Raw genomic sequence first — 17872 nt, 5'->3', positions numbered from 1 at the left:
GAAAGGAGATATTATGCAAAATGAAGTAATGATTTTTAAGTATCTTCCTTATTTGATTCATTTCTTTTCTTTCTTCCTGGCATGTTTAGCAGGGTTCTTTGTCTATACTGGACTTACTTCAAAAGCGGAGAGATTACAAACTAGAATCCGGATGAGGACCCAATTGGTAAAAGTAAGAAAAAAGGTTATTGATGGCTCTCAGAACACAAAAGCGGAAGAATGGCTTAAAAAAGCTCAATATCCATTCGGTTTAAATGGAATTCGTTATTATCTTATAACGGGCAGCTTTATCCTTTTCTTAAGCATTTATTATGTAATCTTCCCTATTATCGTAAACGGGAGAGCAGAAAAAACTACATTAGTCGCAGCGATATTTATTGTAGTGTTATTTTTTCTGGTATTACCTAGCAACCCTTTTTCGTTATTTGTTTATCTCATGAAGAGAATCGTTGAGTATCACAATGCAAAAAAACATGCAGAAGTATTTATGCTTTACGACCTTCTCATAAATGAAATAGAAATGATGACGGTAAATCGGATAAATACTTATAACATTCTTCGTAATATTAAACCATATTTTGTTGTTCTAGATAAACCCTTAACGATGTTGTTATCCATTTGGAGTAATGATGAGGGACCAAAAGTAGCATTAGATAAATTTAGCCAGGAGCTAAATTCAAAAGAAGCTCAAGCTCTTATCGGAGTTATGAAAAACTTAGATGATGTGGATCAAAAAACCGCTCTTAATCATTTACGAGGAATGCACAATATGTTTGTCAAAACACAGATAGAGAACTATAGACGGAAAAGAAAAATTACAACGGACCTTCTCGGAATCCCTATAAAAGCAACCCATTTTCTTATTATCTTGAATTTTCTATTAGTTGTTGTAACCATGGTTTCATTTATTTTAAAGAGTTCAAAAATGTAATATCCAAAAAACTTTAGAGGAGGTGATGCTAATTAAAACATCTCTTGGTACCTTTATGAAAATCGCTATTACTGCTGTCACTATAAGTGCATTTATTTTTGGTGGGATGTATTTACTGTTGAGCGATATTTCCGATGTGATAGCGGACTATATTTCAAAAAGTGGTTAGTTAGGTGACGAGATGAGTAAATCCTTATCTACCTTCATGGTCATGGCAGCTATTGTCATCATCATGGTTACTCTGATTTTTGGAGTTGTTTATAACTCACTGCAAGAAAAAAATAACATACATGAAACCATGCTCAAAACCGAGCATCAATTAAAATTTAAATAACCAAAATGGAGGAATTTTATCAATGAATACTTCTTTAGCAAAATTTTTAGGACTTGCCATTACTGCTGTTTGTATCAGTGCATTTCTATTCTTTATTGGATACAACATGATTGGAGCAGAAACTAATGACTATAAAACACAAATCGAAAACCAAGTAGATAACTTGCCAGACGGAAGCGGTACTCCGACTAATAACTAATATTGACTTCTCATACAAGAGGGGAATTATGTTCCTCTCTTGTTATCCAATTAAGGAGGAAATCTCAATGTCAAAAACATTAGGTGAATGGATGACTTTATTTATTGTGATCAATATCATGTTTGCTCCCATTCTTACCTATATTGATAGTTTACATAGAGAAGCTGTTGAGGTTGTACTTACCGAGGGAGCGAAGAAAGCAGCAATAGAAGGCTATTTCACTCCTGAAATTATTGATGATATGAAAGATACTTTAGTCACAAAATACAATTTTGACGAAACAAAAATCACTATAGAAGCAACCATGACACCTACACCTCGGAATGAATTTATAGAAGCAAGTATTGAAGTTCCTCGAGGTTTTATTTTTATTGTGGACATTTTTAATCAAGGTCCTGATACTTTTAAAAAAGAAACAAAAGTATTAAGCGAATACATTAATTAGGAGAGTTGTTCAAATGGCAACAACTTTAAGGACTGCGTTATTTATTTTACTTTTTGCTTTTATCATTCAAATGCAATTTAATATAGATGCCGATAAAACAGCTACTCGACAAATAAAAAATGCTCTTGAATTAGGTGTTCATGATGCTGCCCTGGCTGTCGATCATAATGCAATTGCAGATGGTAAGGTTATTTTTGATCAATCGGCAGCAATTGACAAATTGAAAGAATCACTAGAATTAAATTTGGATCTTAAGAGTCAAGCTGGCTTTGTATATACACCAAACGAATCCTCTTTCTTTAAAAATGAACTTTATATTGTTCATTTAGAATTTGTTGACGACAGTAATGCTACATTTCCAATGGTTTATTCAAATCCGGATTATGAAATTCTTGAAAGAATAAACGGACCTAGTGTAATTGCTGTAATGACTACGGAAAGTCCCCGCTGGTTTAAAGGGAATACCACGTATATAAGACAAGCAGCGGTTTATGAATATAAAAAATAGTAAAAACCAGTATATTTGTTTTAGTTGACCATACAGACAATTTTTTATATGATAATGTTAAATCTTAACATTAACGGGAACGCCCCGAGAATCCTAAGAAGGATACATTTGTATTCTATTTTCTTATGGATTTTCGGGGCTTTTTTGCTTTTATTCTTTTGAAATATAAGATGTTTATCGTTGAAAAAAATCAAAGATTGATGAAAACAGAATATTGATAAGTACCGCTTTTTTAAATATTTTATCTTGTAAAATACCTTGAACTATCCCTTTTGTAAGGATTATAATGGTATTGTATACAATGTTTTCAATTTTTCTGTTGGTGTTTAAGAATCGAAGCGGTCTTTGGATCGAAAAATGAGCATGTTTGAAGTATGCCCATTTTCGAATAAAGACCGCTTTTTTTATTTTAAAAAGGAGCGTGGATTCATGAAAAAATAAATTGTATTGGAACACAAGAAATCATACTAATTAAGACTCATATCAAATGGTTTTTATACCATCATAAAAGAAAGGGGACTTTGTAAATGTATAAAAAAATTACTGCAATTGCATTAACAGGGGCTTTAACGCTTGGATCTTTAGGTCCTATTCTTAACCAATCATTCTTTAATCCGTTTTCAGAAACTAAAGTTGAAGCAGCGATGATTCAAGGAGAAACTTTAGAAACACAAAAGGTTTATGGAAGAGAAGAAGGTGCTTATATAGCAGGTACTGTAGCAGTTTATGGTAAAAAACCAGGAACTGTAGTATTTAAATTGAGTCCTAATCAAAATTCAGAGTGGTCAGTAGGAGAAAAACTCACACTCTATAGTCGAATGGTGTTAGCTGATACAGCGAAAAAACCAGTACAAAAATCCGAAATCATTGATGATAATGGTCAGAAATATGTTTTAGCATACATCTATGTTTCTGATCCAACTAAATTTGTAGGTGTTGGTTTGCATACTCATAGTGGGGAATATGGTTACGATCCGATAAAATATGAGGCTTTTTACATTGAGGGAAAAGATTTGACAAAAGAGGGTTCTACATCCCCTACAATTCCAAACACACCTAGAAAAGTTTATTGGGAAGGAGCAGAACTTAAACCAGGCCAGATTGGAAAAATTGATGTGGTTAAACCTATCAATCTATGGAAACGGGATGATAACAAGCTTACTTTTGTACGCATCCTTTATCCAGGAGAGTCTTACAGAGTCTATTCTTATGACAGCAAATTTGGAGGACAATATGGTTTAGGGGGCGGTTACTACATTACAAACATGAAAGGATTTATCAAATACAAAACTCCTAGTAAAGCAAAACTTGCTGAGTTAAACAAATAATTTTTATTTGTTTAAGAGTTTAGGAGGTGGTGAAAACTGATTAGAAGGAGCTTTATAAAAATATTTTTATTTCTGCTTGTTTTAATGCTTTTTTTTCAATTAGCTCAGAAGAATATGGTATATGCGGATCCGCCACCACCAGCAGGGGTAGCATGGTCTTATCCAGTTACGGAAATTACTGAATTTGAAGGTAAACCAGGACAAAAGCCACCTTATTTAGTAACCAATAGGATAAGTGGAAATTTTGGAGATAAGAAATTTTTTACAACTTATGATCATACTTATTTTCTCAATGCGTTCCGAAAAAGTAAAAAAAGCAATGAAACAAAGATAGGTCCGACAACAAATGGAAATTGGAAACCTCCAACTGGATATAAAATTGTTGATAAGATTGAATATCCTGTATATGAATATCGAACATATCCTGTTTCACAAGAAGATTGCTTAGCAAGAACACCAGGAGCATACGGTAAAGTTAAATTTGGAGCCAGTAAATCAGAGGTTGGTGCTTGTCATCCAACAACTTTTGAACCTGATCGTCCAGAAAATGCCTGGGCGGTAAGTATTCCATTTGCACACTGGCAATATAGAGATGTAGTAGATTGGCGGGGAGCATGGCACTATGAATGGGCGGCAATGGAGTTTGAAGATATATGGTACGAATATAAATATGCTCCTGTTGAATCATTAGAAGTCCGCCCAAAAACCGCTTCTATTAAAGTAGGAGACATTCAAGCGTACGATGCTTTCCTAGTAAAAGGCGACGGTACAGAAAGTAAGGTGACGACTTCTGCTACATGGAGTGTCGAAAAAACATCAATTGCAAAACAAACCAATACGAAATATAAATTTCAAGGTTTAGCAAAAGGAAACACAAAAATTATCGCAAAATATAATGGTCTTCAAGCTGAAGCGACACTTTATGTTGCTGAAACACCGCCACCTGAACCGGAGCCAGAACCGGAACCAGAGCCCTTACCAAACAATCCACCGATCGCCAGTGTTTTTACATCACCTGAATACTATTGGCCTGAAACAGTTGAATTCCAGGATAATAGTTTTGATCATGACGGTGAGATTATTTCGAGGGATTTAAGGGTCGATGGAGAACCATCAGGATATACTAAAAATTTTCCAAGAGTCACTGAAGAAGAAACACATACTGTTACTTTAACGGTGACGGATGATGATTTAGCGACAGACACGGATTCAAGAGACTTTAAGATTCTCCCTACCACACCTAAAGCAATGCTTCAAACAAGTGGAACCTTAAAAGAAAATCGTAAAGTATCATTCGATGCTCACGTTTCAGATCAAGCAACTCCTTCTTCACGAGTTGCCCCGATAAATTATGATTTAACAACATGGCAGTTTACACCAAAAAGTCCAGGTCTAACTCTATCTGATATTAAAATTGCTGAATCATCAGATGGCGGAAAGCGTGATGTGCTGTTTAAAAAAGCAGGAGAATACGAAGTTACGATTACCGTAACAAATAAATACGGAGAAACAAGTGAGCCTTATACCCAAACAATTACTATCGTTCCTGATGAAAAACCTGTTGCTAGTTTTACCGTCAATCAAAAAGTTGCTTTACGCGATGTAAATAATTCCAAAAAAGCAACTATTAAATTAGTGGATTCTAGCAGATCGATCGATAACGACTTTATTAAACAAAGAATTTGGTCTGTCGAATATGATAGTAATAATGATGGGGTATTTGGCACACCGATGGATACTCCGAAACAAGTTATTTCAAGTGATAATGAAACAACCGTTTTTTATGAATCAGATCGAGTTGGCTATTATCGCTTTACATTAGAAGTTGTAGAAGGTTTTGGACAACCTACGATTGAAAGGTTTATTGATGATTCTGATTATAGAAGGGATCTCACTGAAAAAGTAGACGAGCATGATAAAGTAAGTGAATATTCTAAAACGGAAAACTTTAATATTCCTGAAAAAGATAAAGCTGTTGAAATTTCAAATAGCCCTCCTTCAGTCGATTTCGGAATGCAAACTCATAGGTTAGTAGACGTCGTAATAGATGTAGGTGGTCTAACAAAAGCAACCTTGCAGCATAAGACCGGTACTCGTCCAGGTGGAACATACACCAATGATGGTGGAGGTCAATATGACCACTATTATTATACCTATGACCATTCTGAAAAAAATGAGGTCATGTCATTGGCAGCCGACTTAGAAACGGAATTGAAAACAAAAGGGATCGATGCGAGGGTGATAATTGAGGATTCCTTCTATCAACAGCCAGATACAGATGGAGAAGGAGTTAGAAATATCCCTTACTGGGGATATAAAACCTACTATAGTTACCCTCAAACTACCGTAACAGGGTATTCAGGGTATAGTCCTCCTTATCCCTGGTATATAGTAAGCAGCTATAAATCTGGAGAAGTTGTTGTAGCGACTGGTACATTTAGGAGTGCTGAAGAGGCTCAAAACTATCCAGTAGAACGAGATTGGAGGTACTGTACAGCTGGTACTTTTCCCAATGGAGACTATAAATATGATTGTACGTATGTAAAATTTGTCTATACGTACACATTAGAAAAACAGGAAATTTACTACAATTGGGAAGTTTTGTACTATTATGATCAAGGAATTAATTCTACTGAACAGGCAGATCCAACAAGACTGAAAGAAAACTTTACTAGACACTTTTATCGTCCAAATGCAGAAGTGGTTTATATACGGTTGGATAATCAAAATTGGACTTGGATCAATGATTCGAGTCAATTTAACCCTATTGCTTCACGAATGAAACTGGAGAATATTTTCTTTTGGAACACAGCTTATAATTCCAATCGGAATAATTTTGATAAGTTAATTGCAGCCGGTTCGAATATTGGCCAATTCACTTTATACGATGTGTTCTATAAAGGTAGAAATGTTCAAGATATTAAGGATTACCTTATTGGAAAATATCTCTTTAAGGCAGAAAGTGAAAATCTAACCATTTTGCTAGGAGAAAAATTGGATTATACAGTGGAATACAGCGACTTTGAAAATGACCCAGAATTGAAGCGTGAATGGAAGTTTGTTCATGATAATACAAAAGTAAACGGAAGAGTAATTGATAATCAGCAACCAACAATTTCAGAAAGTGGTTATTGGTTAAATGCACCAGTACAGTTAAATGCCGTAGGAACCTATCGTATCCAACTGCGTGCAAAAGACAATCCTGTTTACTTTGGTGATAGCAGGTTCAATAATTATCAAAAATGGTCGGATGAATCGATTGTCAGAGAGTATATCGTGAACGTCCATCGACGTCCAATTGCAGACTTCAAATTCAATATCGATGTTGCAGATAATTATAAGCTAACTCTTGATCCTTCTCTTAGTTACGATCCAGAGCACCAATATAACAGGGGAGATAAAGGGATTGTAGAAGTAACATGGACAAGTTACCTAGTAGATGGGGTGAAATATAATGGTCCACCACCGACGAATCTGCAGGTGAATAAAGTTTATGATGTAACGCTGCAAGTGAAGGACATTGATGGAGCTTATGGAAGTGTGACAAAACGAATAAGTACTAAGGGGTTAAATGAAAAGCCTGTCGCTTTATTCGATGCACCAGATACGGTTTATCTAAGCCAGCTTTTAAATATTCAAGATAGAAGTTATGACCCAAATGGTGACCCATTGACAAATTATCAAATTACGATTCGAAAACAAGGGGATCCAACCATTATAAAAACTCTTACAGAGTTTCCTAAAACTATGAAAGAATTAGGTGTGACTCCTGGGATTTATGTAATGGGATTAACAGTTGAAGATATCCCTAAATATCCTCCTTCATTACGATCAGATCTTTATGAAAGGACTATAAAGGTGCTACCTGATAATGATCCACCAACATCTATATTTTCATTATCACCTAATCCACTTCAATTAGGTTTAGATGAAAAAGCCATTTATAAAGATATGAGTTATGATGTAAATGGGGATCCACTTATTAATTATTCATGGAAAGTTGAAAAAGTCGATGACCAAGGAAATATCATTCAGACCTGGGAAATGGGAAGTCCTCCAACGGATTTCACAGAATACGGATTAGGAAAATATAGGATTTATCAAACGGTTTTTGATGATCCACCTGATCCATTACCATCCCTTTCTGATACTAGCATGATCGAGTTTGAGGTAATCATGGGGAAACAAAAGCCTTTTGCTGTGATTTCATGGACTCCTGAATTGCCAATCGAAGGAGATAAAATTGTTTTAGATCCTGATAAGTCGTTTGATTTTGATGGTACTATTACAAAATGGGATTGGACCATTGAAGATCCGCAGGGAAATATCACTACTTCGAATCTTCGAAAACCGATGATTACAAATGTTAAAAAAGGAAATTACAAGGTTACGCTGCATGTTTGGGATAACGATAATTTGCGAAGTGTTTTACCGGCAGTACAAATCATTCCAGTGAAAGAAAAACCGCCGAATCAGATTCCTGTTGCGTTCTTTACTTTTAATCCATTAACGCCAATTTATGGACATGAAATCAGGTTTAATCCGGACAATTCTTATGATCTTGATGGGACGATTGTAGGCTGGCAATGGACCTTTAAAGATAGCAATGGGAAAATCACAACAAGCAATGAAAAATATCCTAAACTTATTGCTAACTCGTATGTGTATGATGTAACGCTTATTGTGAGAGATAACGAAGGAGCTGTATCTCTTCCGTTTACTCGGAAGGTTTTTGTAAAGCCTGAGTTAATTCCTTTAGTTTATCATACTCCTGAATGGGAGCAGATCCGTATCAAGCATAACCGCCCAGTGAATATGTTTTATGCCGGAGAAAAATTCATGATAAGAGTACAGACAAGCCCTGCTTTATCTGTAGAAGGTAAGGTGAATTTTGGTGGAGATATAGGAACGATCGAAATTCCAAAAGGAGCATTTATAAAAGCTAATCCAGAAGGTACTCTATGGGAATCTTCTCTATGGCACGAAAAGTTTCAGTATATTCCTGAAGGTGAATATGTCTTTGAGTTTCTATCTTTACATGATGGAGGTTCTGGCAACATATTAACAGCCGAAGGTATATATAAGGTTCTTATCGACGGAAATATATATTCACCGATGAATTTTCATCGAAATTATTAAAAGAACAGGGATACCCTGTTCTTTTTTTGCTTACTACTATAATTTATAACATTTTTGGTTTGTATTCTAAACATGAAAAACATGGTGTTGTTGATTGACAACAAAGTTGTTTAAATACAAATAAAGTTGTTACATTTACAATAAAGTTATTTAAAAACGTCCATTAGGTTGTTCAACTAAAGGGCCAGATTGTTGAATAAGCAGCATTTTGTTAAGGGTTGTCGAGTAATATATTTTGCAACATAAATTAAGAAATAGAGAAACCTTTAATTGGTTCCATCGTAAATATATGAAATTAAAAAGAAAGGAAGACAAAAATGGCCATTCCTATATTAATTGTTCTTATAATGATTGGTATGCTGTACGTTTATAATCAGGTGCAATTTAAAAAAAGCAGAAGATTCTTTTCCGCCAAATGGAAATTTTATAACAGTTGATAATTATAAATTACATTATATATCTGAGGGAACTGGACAACCAGTTGTGTTTCTACATGGCGGAATGCTTTCAAGCAGAGATTTTACAGATGTGGTTCAGTTAGCTGTTAAACAAGGTTACCGTGCAATAGCTTTTGATAGACCGGGTTATGGGTATAGTGAGAGAACTAAGAATGTAGAAACAACTCCAATTTCTCAAGCAAACCTTATTCATAAAGCGTTAATAGAACTTGGTATCAATGAACCTATAATCCTAGTTGGACATTCATGGAGTGGTACCATGACCCTTTCTTGTGCTTTGCAATTTTCAGATAAGGTTGCTGGAATTGTAATATTGGCTGGAGCAATGTATAAAGAGGGGTATCCTGCAGAACGTGGCGATGTAATATCTAAAGTAGTCATAACACCTATTTTAGGAAATATTATTTTAAATACACTATAAAAACGCCATTAGCTAAAGCAATGGCAACTTCAATGGTGAGAGAGACATTTGCACCTGAACAGGTACCTGATGGGTATATAGAAGAGGTATATGCATTAGGATTTCGTCCAAGTCACTTTAGAGCGAATCGAGAAGATGTCCTTGCTTTTCCTAAAATTTCGAAAAATCTATGTGATAAATATAAGGAGATTATAGTTCCCGCCGTTATTGTAGTTGGAGAAGATGATCCATTTGGTACAATCGAACAGGCTGAAAGATTAAAGAAAGATATTCCCCATACCATATATAAGGTTATTCCCAATATTGGTCATATGATTCCTAAGCTTCATCCAAAAATTGTAATGGACAATATTAATGTTATTTCTAAAATAAAAACTTCTTTATAATAAATGAAAGTATGATTTTTATAATTTTCTCAGTGTGATTTATTCCATTAAAGGGCGCGATTGTTAAATAAGACATACAAAAAGAACAAATTTAATCCTTTTCTTTTTGGAAAATATCAACATTAATATTTAACGAAGTCTTAAGTTTAAATTGTTCATTTCAAAAGATATAAATCAACCATTTTAGTTACAAAAAAGGTGTTATCCCAAGCTGACTTTTTTAATTGAACTTGGGATAACACTACACTACATTAACATAGCATTTTCAAAAAATAACCCTTCCATACGGAAAGGGTATTGCCAAAAAATAAAAGAGGGGGGCCCTAATATATACCATATTTTGTTTATATTAAGCAACGCATCACCAAAAATCTATGTCCGGAATAGGTGCTTCATCAATTGCCCGGACTTCTTCTGTTACAACCAATATCTTGATAATTACCTTTTCTGGCATCGTTTTGAGAAGAATAAAAAAGCGGAGCATGATCTCTGAGCTTTAAGATTGTTGACCTTCTTTGTTAACAGTCTCAAAAGCAAGCCAAAACGCTTCCCTTTTTTTACTCCTTCAACAATGGGGTATATTTTTAAATAGTGCTTAACTCTTTGCCACATATTTGAGCAGTCGAATGGGCTCATCGGTTGTTAGTTCCACTTTTTCTCCATCAAAAATAAAGAGTTACTTCTTTTTCCAATCAATGAAGACTTTGAATGTGTCTGGTTCCACAGATTCTTCGTATCGGCCGTGAATAAGAACAGTCTGAAACGATGAATATTCAGAAGAAACGTTTACCTCTTCTTCGGCGTGAACTTTGCGGCATTCCACGGGGACTTTTCGCACGATCGGGTCATGATCATCGGGATAGGCCAATCCGATTTTGCCGGGAGTGACAAAAACAAGCAGGTGCACCGGTTCTTTTTCTTGGTTTAGGTACCCGTGCAGGACATTTTGCCAACCAAACACGATACTGCTCGGCTCGGCTACGATCGTTTCGTGATTACTTACAAAATAAGTCAATGTTCCAGACAACACCAATGCGCAATCCTCTCCGGAAGTGTGAATGTGCGCTCCCAACTCTTGGTTATACGGGAAGATAATTTCGTACAGGCTGGTGTTTTTCTTTTTGCTGTAATAGAGCAGTTCGTTTTTGTAAACAGTTGGGGGATTAGAAAGAAGATAGCTCTTCATATTATCACCTCTGACATGGAAATAGTAATAATTGACACAGAAAGGGTTTTGCCAAAAATTTATAACGAAAAAGGGGTTTCCTAAAATATACCATGTTTTGTTTATATTTAGTAATGTATATTATCAAAAGTTTATGTCCGGAATAGGTGCCTTATCTAGTGTCCGAACCTTCTCCGTTATATCCTTCTCACCGTTCACAATCACTTTCTCAATGCGGGTCGGCCTGTACCCTGTCTCCCTCTTGATCTGCTGGATCCATTCATAAGCGATTCCAGGAATATCTTCTTCTTTTCTGGCTGAGAAGGACCCGGACTGCAATAGTTTATTGCCATCGATATCCAAGTGAATGGTTAGTTTAATCCTCATTATTATATATCCTCCTTACTTTTAATTATACAAACAAACGTTTGGAAATCTATCTGAAATAGAACAAACGTTCTTATATAATATATAAAAAAGGAGGGCTGATCGATGAACGGTTTATTAAAAAGATCTTTGGAATCGGGAGAAATATTGGAAATGATTTATCTGTCTAACAAAAACCAATTGAGCCAGCGGAAAATTAAAGTAGTTGATATTTCATCAAACAGTTTTAGAGCCTATTGCTTTACAAGCAACAACCAAGAATTTTCAAAATAAGTAACGTTTTATCGATCGGACCTGTACGGAAAATGTTTAGGGAAGGAGCAGCCAGTTAGACGTCTCGGGCAGGCAGATAAAATTGGTAAAAGTCAAAGGAAACAATGGAACATACTTAGTAACAACAAAGTTCTTTCAGATGGTGTTGGTTTAAAATAAAGTTTGATCAATTTTTGCTAACAACCGTTGATAAAAAAGAGCCTGTTTTGATCAATCTTTTTTCAAAACAGGCTCTAAACATAAAAGGCTCTGTTAAAGAGTATTGCTGATTAACTTATTTAAGCTAAGGGTCAGGATAGTTGAAGAATTGTGATGGTGAACTACTCAACAATCGGTCCAGATTCTTGAACATTAGCAGGGGATTTTATTAGCAGAAGACCACCAATTTTAAAAATTCGATAAAAATGAATTACGAAAACATTTCCAAATAAGTTACAATAGAAGAAAAGAGAGGTGATATTGTGACAGCTTGGCTGCATGATAAGAAAAGCTATATATGGATGTTTTTATTAGTACTGGTGCTTGGTTCAAATTTTCTATTATATAGGTCACCTATTTCGCTTATGGTATTACCTGAGGAAACGAAATGGGTAATACTTGGTTCTTTAATTGACTTAGCAATCGTTTCTCCACTTTTAGTATTAGCAATATATAGGAAAAAGAATTTTTCTGTTAAACGTTTTATCATTTGGATGGCAGGAGGATTAGTTTTAGCAAGGTTTTTAATTCCAGCAAAATACTTTGAACAATTTGTAGCAATATCCTATATAGGTTTTGCAATTGAAGGATTGTTAGTATTGTTTGAATTAACTTTGCTTTTCATGCTAGTGCGTTATATGCCAGCAATTATTCAGCAAGTGCGCATGAGTGATGAAAGCCTGTTGTTTTCTTTTCCGAACGCAGTTGAAGAAAAAGTTCGCAAACATCCAATTGTACAAATAATAGCATCAGAATTACTTATGTTTTACTATGCCTTTTCATCGTGGAAGAAAAGTTCACCGATAGGTGATAAATACTTCACACTGCATAAAAATTCGAGCTTAGTGGCATTTCAAATCATGATGATTCATGCAATTATTATTGAAACAATTGGAATTCATTGGTGGCTACACGATCAGTCCATGTTGTTATCAATTTTATTGCTCATTTTGAATGTTTACTCAATTTTATTTTTCCTTGGTGATATACAGGCTGTACGTTTGAATCCATTGAAGATGACAGATAATTACTTGTACCTATCTCTTGGATTAGCAAAAAAAATGGTATTGTCATTAGATAACATTGCGTCTATTACCATTGATCAAGAATTGCTAGAGAAAAAAATAGATAAGAAAACAACTATTGAATTTATCGCAAGAGACTTTGAAACCGTACATCCGCATATGATTCTAGAATTAAAGAATCCTTGCCGTGCAACACTCTTCTTAGGGATTGAAAAGACATATATGAGAGTGGCTTTACGCATGGATAATCCTACCAAATTTTATGAGGCGTTGAAAGAACGTATTTCAAAATAAAAACTCGATACAATGGATAAACTGGCTCTATGGCTGCTTTGGCAAACTAACAAAAGGTGTAATAAATCAAGAGTAGAGCATTTATCTTTCAATAATACGAGCGAACATGAGCTTTCTATGTTACTCCATTAAAGGGCGAATTCCTATAAGGAACGCACCTTTTTTCTTTTGGGCCATTTAATTGAATAAGAGGTTGCATAAAACCCCTTTTTTTATGCAGCCACCCGGCTTCTTCAGAAGCCGAAAGCGTTGATGGATCAACGAGGTATAACATCCTGCATAAACGATAAATGGCCATAAGCTGAAACCCCTTGAGCGCCAAGGGGTTTTGTTATTCGAAAGGTTCCGAAAGAGTGTTTATGTAAACTAGATGTGTATATCTTATTCATTTTGAGTCAGTGATAAAATAAAGGGGATTAATATATTTAAGAAGTAGTAACGAGTGTAAGAAATAAGAGAAGGGAACAAGACGTTATGAGAATTCAAGATTCAATTTATGGAAATTTTACTTTGGAACCGGTTCTTGCAAAATTAATTCATACTAAACCAATTCAAAGGCTTAAGAATATTCATCAAGGTGGAGCAAGCTATTTAGTAAACCCCAAATGGAATGTAACTCGGTTTGAGCACTCTGTCGGCGTCATGTTGTTAATTAAAAAGCTTGGTGGTTCTGTAGAAGAACAAATAGCAGGATTACTGCATGATATTTCGCATACAGCTTTTTCTCATGTAATAGACTTTGTCCTAGGTAATGCAGAGCAGGATTTTCATGAACAAATATTTGAGGAAACTCTTATGTCATCTGAAATCCCTTCCGTTTTAAAAAAGCATGGGATTAAACTTGAATCTATATTGCCAATAGAGAAATGGACTTTATTAGAACAGCCACTCCCTTTACTTTGTGCAGACCGTATCGACTACACACTTCGTGATTTAGCTATGTATAACATGATTCCCTTAGATAAAGTTTCCTCTTTTGTAGATACCCTAAGAGTCATTGACCAAAAAATTTGTGTGGAGTCCATTGATGCAGCAGAATGGTTTGTAGAGGCTTATTATAGGGAAGTGATTGATTTTTTTCTGCATCCATTAAACGTATATGGATATGCTACGCTAACAGATATATTAAAAATAGCAATGGACAAGCAAATCATTCAATTGAATGATTTATTATTAGACGATTTTACTGTATGGAGGAAGTTGCTTAATAGTCGAGATGATGAAGTTTTAAGTAAAATAAGGAAGCTTGATAAGAAAGTGATATGTGATGAAGTTGACTATGACATACATCAAAAGAAAAAGGTCCGGATCATTGACCCTTTAGTTCTTGTAGGGAATAGTCAGCTCAGGAAAGCTACAGAGCTTTCTAGCAAAGTAATAGAATTAAACAAAAAAGCTCTAGAAAAATCATTGAAAGGAACATTTGTTAGAGTTCTAGATGCTTAGGAAGAAAATAACTTCCTCAATCGGATCTCATGTTAAATATGATTTATTTAACAATAGGACGCTATTATGGAATAAAACTTAGATTTTTAAACGACTTTATTGTTATTTTTTTAGTTCGGTAAAGCATTTATTATTAAAAATTAAACAACTTTATTTTACCCCGCCTCCTAAAATCAGGACGGGGGTATGGGTGTTTGAGGTTTTAAAATTAAATAACTTTATTGTCTGTCATTCTACAGGTGTCCTTTATTCCTTTACAAGAGACGAGACATGCTTTATTTTTTGTTGTAAAATTGTGTGCAAAAATGTTTCTATCTGTAAATAATTAGAACTCATGTTCCAATTACCATTATTAACTCCCTCTTGTATAATAAAGAGTATATAAAATTCCATTAAATACTAAATTTCGTGAATAGTTATACTGAGTAAGATATGGCTCATGATAAAGTTAAAAAAATGATAAAAATATAAATTTCATTGTGGAATTATACAGTAATTTTTTTTATAAAAATTAAAATAGAGATATACATAGATAAAGATTAAGGTATTTAAAAAATGATAATAATGGGGTTTAAATGATGAATACAATATACAATTATTTAAATGACAATTCATTTTTCATTAAAAGAGTTTTATTTCAAGGAGAGCAGGATTCTTTAGTTGAGTTGATTTCGGTAACAAAAGAAATAACAGAAAAAACAGAAACTAATAAAACTGTTAAACCTGAAATTTTAGTTTCTCATATACGAGAATTACCCTTTAAAGAAGCGGAAAAACTGGGTTTATCTTTGGAAAATAACAATGATTTTAAAAAATACATAACTAAAGAACAAGCAGAACAAGTTTGCTCCTTGGTTTCAGATGAAAAAGAATTTATTAGTCTTATTAATAAAATACTATCATAGGGTACTTGAAACAAAGAGCAGCAAAATGGTAATATTTATATATAAACTTTTTTGTTTTTGTTTTTTTATTTTGGTACCTATCAAAATACGGGGCCTTTGGGTTCAGTCATGAGCATATTTATGCAAATTAGACTGTTCCTAAAGGCCTTTTTTGTGTTTTTAGGAGGTGGTTAGATTAAAAAAATAATTTTTCAAGGGGCAAAAAAAAACTTTAAGAAAGGCTGGGTATTTCATGGAAAATGTATGCTGCGGGTGTAATCTAATTTGTGTTACTTCTTATTACAAGATCAAGGGGAATGTCTATTGTTCTGAATCTTGTTTAGAGAAGAAATTTGGAGATGAAGAAGATGTATAAAATTACATGCTTTGCTCCAGTAGGACCCGAACAATTAGAAAGAGGCTTAAAAGGGATACACTTTAAATCTGTTAAGAACGGATTTGAGTGGAAAATGGACGGGACTACCTTTCGAATTGAACCTTTTAAAAACCAACCTAGAGATAGCATGAAAGCATATCGAGTGTTTTTTGATGGTGATATTCATGGTGGGGCTTATCTATTTGATTTATCCCTTGGATGTTTTGGCGCTCATGTTACAGGGGTTGAGTATATCCTTTCACATCCATCAATGCAGAATGAAAGCTGGATGAAAGAATTACTAAAAAGACCCTCATACCAAATGATTGACTCAAGAGGATTATTTACAAAACAAAATGTAGGAATTGTTATTGTTAACAATACTGTAACTCTACAGATTCGTAGTAAAAAAAATCAAAAACTTATAATGGTGGAATGTTTAAAAAAGATCGATTTTATCCGGGAAGAATTAATGCCGGTAGAATACGATCTTTTTTCTTTAGCCGCCGAGGAGGAATTTGCATGATAATTGAGTTTTTTGCAAAAGATAACCATTTTATTGTTACACCTGACAAGATTTATCGAAATGGAGAAATGATTGCTGAAGGCAAGGTTCAGATTCACCATCTAATGTTTAATGATCCAGCCTGGATTGAAATAGAAAAAGGTGAAGATTTACCACGAACCTTTCTTAAGACGGATAACGTTACTGCTGTTTTGCCAAATCAAGAGTTTTATAACGGAGAAAGATGCATAAGAAAAGATTTTAAAGTTTCTTTTCTAGCCTTTATACAGAACCAATGGATAAAGCGCGAAAAAGTCATCCCTGCGGTAAATGAGTTCCATGTTCGCCAAATTCTAAATCATGAGCATGGAAAAAATGTTCGTTTTATTTCTGCAATATCTTCTGTTAATTCTAATTGATTAACTCCAAATCTTGTATAGGTGAAAGGATGAATACGAATGGCTGAGTCAAATAAAAAACGTTTCTTAGAATATTTTAATCGTAATAAAAAACGATTGCTGAACCTACTTAAACAGCATGGGCAATTTCAAAAATTCAGCAAAGAATACGGTTATTTATATTCAGTTGAAATCGGAAAATTAGCTGGGCAGCCTGTAAAGTTACAAGTTGGGTTAAAAGCAGGCGAATTAAAGATTATTGATGTGTTAGTGGCTGCATAAAAGGAGATTATTCTCCCTAATTAAAGTATCGGAGGGTTAAGGATATGCAAACTATTTACAAAGTTTATATGAATGGTGATTCTCAAATAGAAGAATGCTTAGTAAGCGAAAACTGTTTAACCAAATTCCTTCATCAACACAGACATTGTTCTGATTTAAATGTGATCGGTTCAAACAGCTTGTTCGTTTTAAGAATGGAATCCGGAGAAATTGTAGATTGTTGTAGCAATGAATTAAAAACGATGTTGGAACGTTCCTTACAAGCGATACAAAGAGCGGAAACTCTTGGCACCTGGGAACGGTTAAGTTTATATAAAGTCTCTGTTGAAGTACGGAAAGTTGAAACCTATTTCATATATTCAACGACAAAGGAACAGGCAGAAAGAGACTTTTTGGATTGGTGTATTTTCCCACCAACAGATGTTACTCAAGTTGCCTAATCTCAACCGTAAACCATATAAAACTTTATAAGAACACTTCAATATCGGAG

Annotated in this window: 18 protein-coding genes and 1 pseudogene; 17 read left to right on the top strand and 2 right to left on the bottom strand. The window is 34.4% G+C overall.

Translation table 11 applies throughout. The features are described 5' to 3' along the window. Nucleotides 1–13: 13 nt before the first annotated feature. The 9 genes and pseudogenes from C0966_RS17180 to C0966_RS17140 all read left to right on the top strand — a co-directional run bounded on the left by C0966_RS17180 (nt 14) and on the right by C0966_RS17140 (nt 10149). Entirely contained in the window at nt 14–931 is a 918-nt protein-coding gene (locus tag C0966_RS17180; protein ID WP_274856969.1) for a hypothetical protein, read from the top strand. Between the two features lie 25 nt (nt 932–956). Then, nucleotides 957–1100, top strand: coding sequence for a hypothetical protein (locus C0966_RS17175; protein ID WP_274856968.1), 144 nt, complete (start codon nt 957–959; stop codon nt 1098–1100). A 187-nt stretch (nt 1101–1287) separates the two neighbouring features. Continuing rightward, nucleotides 1288–1464, top strand: coding sequence for a hypothetical protein (locus C0966_RS17170; RefSeq protein WP_274856967.1), 177 nt, complete (start codon nt 1288–1290; stop codon nt 1462–1464). 67 nt (nt 1465–1531) lie between these two features. Further along, complete coding sequence (locus tag C0966_RS17165; protein ID WP_274856966.1) at nt 1532–1909, top strand: hypothetical protein; 378 nt, start codon at nt 1532–1534, stop codon at nt 1907–1909. 13 nt (nt 1910–1922) lie between these two features. After that, nucleotides 1923–2417, top strand: coding sequence for a peptidase M23 (locus tag C0966_RS17160; RefSeq protein WP_274856965.1), 495 nt, complete (start codon nt 1923–1925; stop codon nt 2415–2417). A gap of 1064 nt (nt 2418–3481) precedes the next feature. After that, nucleotides 3482–3745: pseudogene (locus tag C0966_RS17155) on the top strand (phosphodiester glycosidase family protein); the annotation flags it as partial. A 114-nt stretch (nt 3746–3859) separates the two neighbouring features. Continuing rightward, a complete protein-coding gene (locus C0966_RS17150) occupies nt 3860–8884 on the top strand; it encodes a PKD domain-containing protein (RefSeq protein WP_274856964.1) in 5025 nt (1674 codons plus the stop codon). A gap of 501 nt (nt 8885–9385) precedes the next feature. Continuing rightward, a complete protein-coding gene (locus C0966_RS17145) occupies nt 9386–9763 on the top strand; it encodes an alpha/beta fold hydrolase (RefSeq protein ID WP_274856963.1) in 378 nt (125 codons plus the stop codon). 20 nt (nt 9764–9783) lie between these two features. Continuing rightward, nucleotides 9784–10149 (top strand): alpha/beta fold hydrolase, encoded by a 366-nt coding sequence (locus C0966_RS17140; protein ID WP_274856962.1) that lies wholly within the window; start codon nt 9784–9786, stop codon nt 10147–10149. Nucleotides 10150–10825: 676 nt separating this feature from the next. Here C0966_RS17140 and C0966_RS17135 read toward each other — a convergent pair. Continuing rightward, nucleotides 10826–11335, bottom strand: a complete 510-nt coding sequence (locus tag C0966_RS17135; protein ID WP_274856961.1) for a cupin domain-containing protein — start codon at nt 11333–11335, stop codon at nt 10826–10828. A 123-nt stretch (nt 11336–11458) separates the two neighbouring features. Further along, entirely contained in the window at nt 11459–11701 is a 243-nt protein-coding gene (locus tag C0966_RS17130) for a hypothetical protein (RefSeq protein WP_274856960.1), read from the bottom strand. Between the two features lie 105 nt (nt 11702–11806). Here C0966_RS17130 and C0966_RS17125 point away from each other — a divergent pair, with 105 nt between their 5' ends. From C0966_RS17125 to C0966_RS17090, 8 genes are all read left to right on the top strand, one after another. After that, a complete protein-coding gene (locus C0966_RS17125; protein WP_274856959.1) occupies nt 11807–11974 on the top strand; it encodes a hypothetical protein in 168 nt (55 codons plus the stop codon). Nucleotides 11975–12435: 461 nt separating this feature from the next. Next, the gene (locus C0966_RS17120) at nt 12436–13491 is read left to right on the top strand and encodes a beta-carotene 15,15'-monooxygenase (protein WP_274856958.1); all 1056 of its coding nucleotides are present in this window, start codon (nt 12436–12438) and stop codon (nt 13489–13491) included. 474 nt (nt 13492–13965) lie between these two features. Beyond that, on the top strand, nt 13966–14937 hold the full coding sequence (locus C0966_RS17115) for an HD domain-containing protein (protein ID WP_274856956.1): 972 nt from the start codon (nt 13966–13968) through the stop codon (nt 14935–14937). A 578-nt stretch (nt 14938–15515) separates the two neighbouring features. Beyond that, entirely contained in the window at nt 15516–15842 is a 327-nt protein-coding gene (locus C0966_RS17110; protein WP_274856955.1) for a hypothetical protein, read from the top strand. Nucleotides 15843–16189: 347 nt separating this feature from the next. Beyond that, nucleotides 16190–16723 (top strand): hypothetical protein, encoded by a 534-nt coding sequence (locus tag C0966_RS17105; protein ID WP_274856954.1) that lies wholly within the window; start codon nt 16190–16192, stop codon nt 16721–16723. Beyond that, nucleotides 16720–17121, top strand: coding sequence for a hypothetical protein (locus C0966_RS17100; protein ID WP_274856953.1), 402 nt, complete (start codon nt 16720–16722; stop codon nt 17119–17121). The genes C0966_RS17105 and C0966_RS17100 overlap by 4 nt, the downstream gene beginning before the upstream one ends. A 39-nt stretch (nt 17122–17160) precedes the next feature. Next, nucleotides 17161–17382 carry a hypothetical protein gene (locus C0966_RS17095; RefSeq protein ID WP_274856952.1) on the top strand — a complete coding sequence of 74 codons (222 nt, stop codon included), beginning with the start codon at nt 17161–17163 and terminating at the stop codon, nt 17380–17382. Nucleotides 17383–17426: 44 nt separating this feature from the next. Continuing rightward, nucleotides 17427–17822: a hypothetical protein gene (locus C0966_RS17090; protein ID WP_274856951.1), complete on the top strand. Its 396-nt coding sequence runs from the start codon at nt 17427–17429 to the stop codon at nt 17820–17822. Nucleotides 17823–17872: the final 50 nt, after the last annotated feature.

The sequence above is a fragment of the Bacillus methanolicus genome (assembly GCF_028888695.1).
GTDB lineage: Bacteria > Bacillota > Bacilli > Bacillales > Cytobacillaceae > Bacillus_Z > Bacillus_Z methanolicus_B.
This window is presented reverse-complemented; position numbering and strand designations above follow the sequence as displayed.

Excerpts from the sequence above, each read along its gene's own strand:
- C0966_RS17090 (WP_274856951.1), top strand. The coding sequence starts at position 17,427 with ATGCAAACTATTTACAAAGTTTATATGAATGGTGATTCTCAAATAGAA.
- C0966_RS17125 (WP_274856959.1), top strand. The coding sequence starts at position 11,807 with ATGAACGGTTTATTAAAAAGATCTTTGGAATCGGGAGAAATATTGGAA.
- C0966_RS17165 (WP_274856966.1), top strand. The coding sequence starts at position 1,532 with ATGTCAAAAACATTAGGTGAATGGATGACTTTATTTATTGTGATCAAT.
- C0966_RS17130 (WP_274856960.1), bottom strand. The coding sequence starts at position 11,701 with ATGAGGATTAAACTAACCATTCACTTGGATATCGATGGCAATAAACTA.
- C0966_RS17140 (WP_274856962.1), top strand. The coding sequence starts at position 9,784 with ATGGCAACTTCAATGGTGAGAGAGACATTTGCACCTGAACAGGTACCT.
- C0966_RS17180 (WP_274856969.1), top strand. The coding sequence starts at position 14 with ATGCAAAATGAAGTAATGATTTTTAAGTATCTTCCTTATTTGATTCAT.
- C0966_RS17170 (WP_274856967.1), top strand. The coding sequence starts at position 1,288 with ATGAATACTTCTTTAGCAAAATTTTTAGGACTTGCCATTACTGCTGTT.
- C0966_RS17110 (WP_274856955.1), top strand. The coding sequence starts at position 15,516 with ATGAATACAATATACAATTATTTAAATGACAATTCATTTTTCATTAAA.
- C0966_RS17150 (WP_274856964.1), top strand. The coding sequence starts at position 3,860 with ATGGTATATGCGGATCCGCCACCACCAGCAGGGGTAGCATGGTCTTAT.
- C0966_RS17115 (WP_274856956.1), top strand. The coding sequence starts at position 13,966 with ATGAGAATTCAAGATTCAATTTATGGAAATTTTACTTTGGAACCGGTT.
- C0966_RS17100 (WP_274856953.1), top strand. The coding sequence starts at position 16,720 with ATGATAATTGAGTTTTTTGCAAAAGATAACCATTTTATTGTTACACCT.
- C0966_RS17175 (WP_274856968.1), top strand. The coding sequence starts at position 957 with ATGCTAATTAAAACATCTCTTGGTACCTTTATGAAAATCGCTATTACT.
- C0966_RS17105 (WP_274856954.1), top strand. The coding sequence starts at position 16,190 with ATGTATAAAATTACATGCTTTGCTCCAGTAGGACCCGAACAATTAGAA.
- C0966_RS17145 (WP_274856963.1), top strand. The coding sequence starts at position 9,386 with ATGCTTTCAAGCAGAGATTTTACAGATGTGGTTCAGTTAGCTGTTAAA.
- C0966_RS17160 (WP_274856965.1), top strand. The coding sequence starts at position 1,923 with ATGGCAACAACTTTAAGGACTGCGTTATTTATTTTACTTTTTGCTTTT.
- C0966_RS17135 (WP_274856961.1), bottom strand. The coding sequence starts at position 11,335 with ATGAAGAGCTATCTTCTTTCTAATCCCCCAACTGTTTACAAAAACGAA.
- C0966_RS17095 (WP_274856952.1), top strand. The coding sequence starts at position 17,161 with ATGGCTGAGTCAAATAAAAAACGTTTCTTAGAATATTTTAATCGTAAT.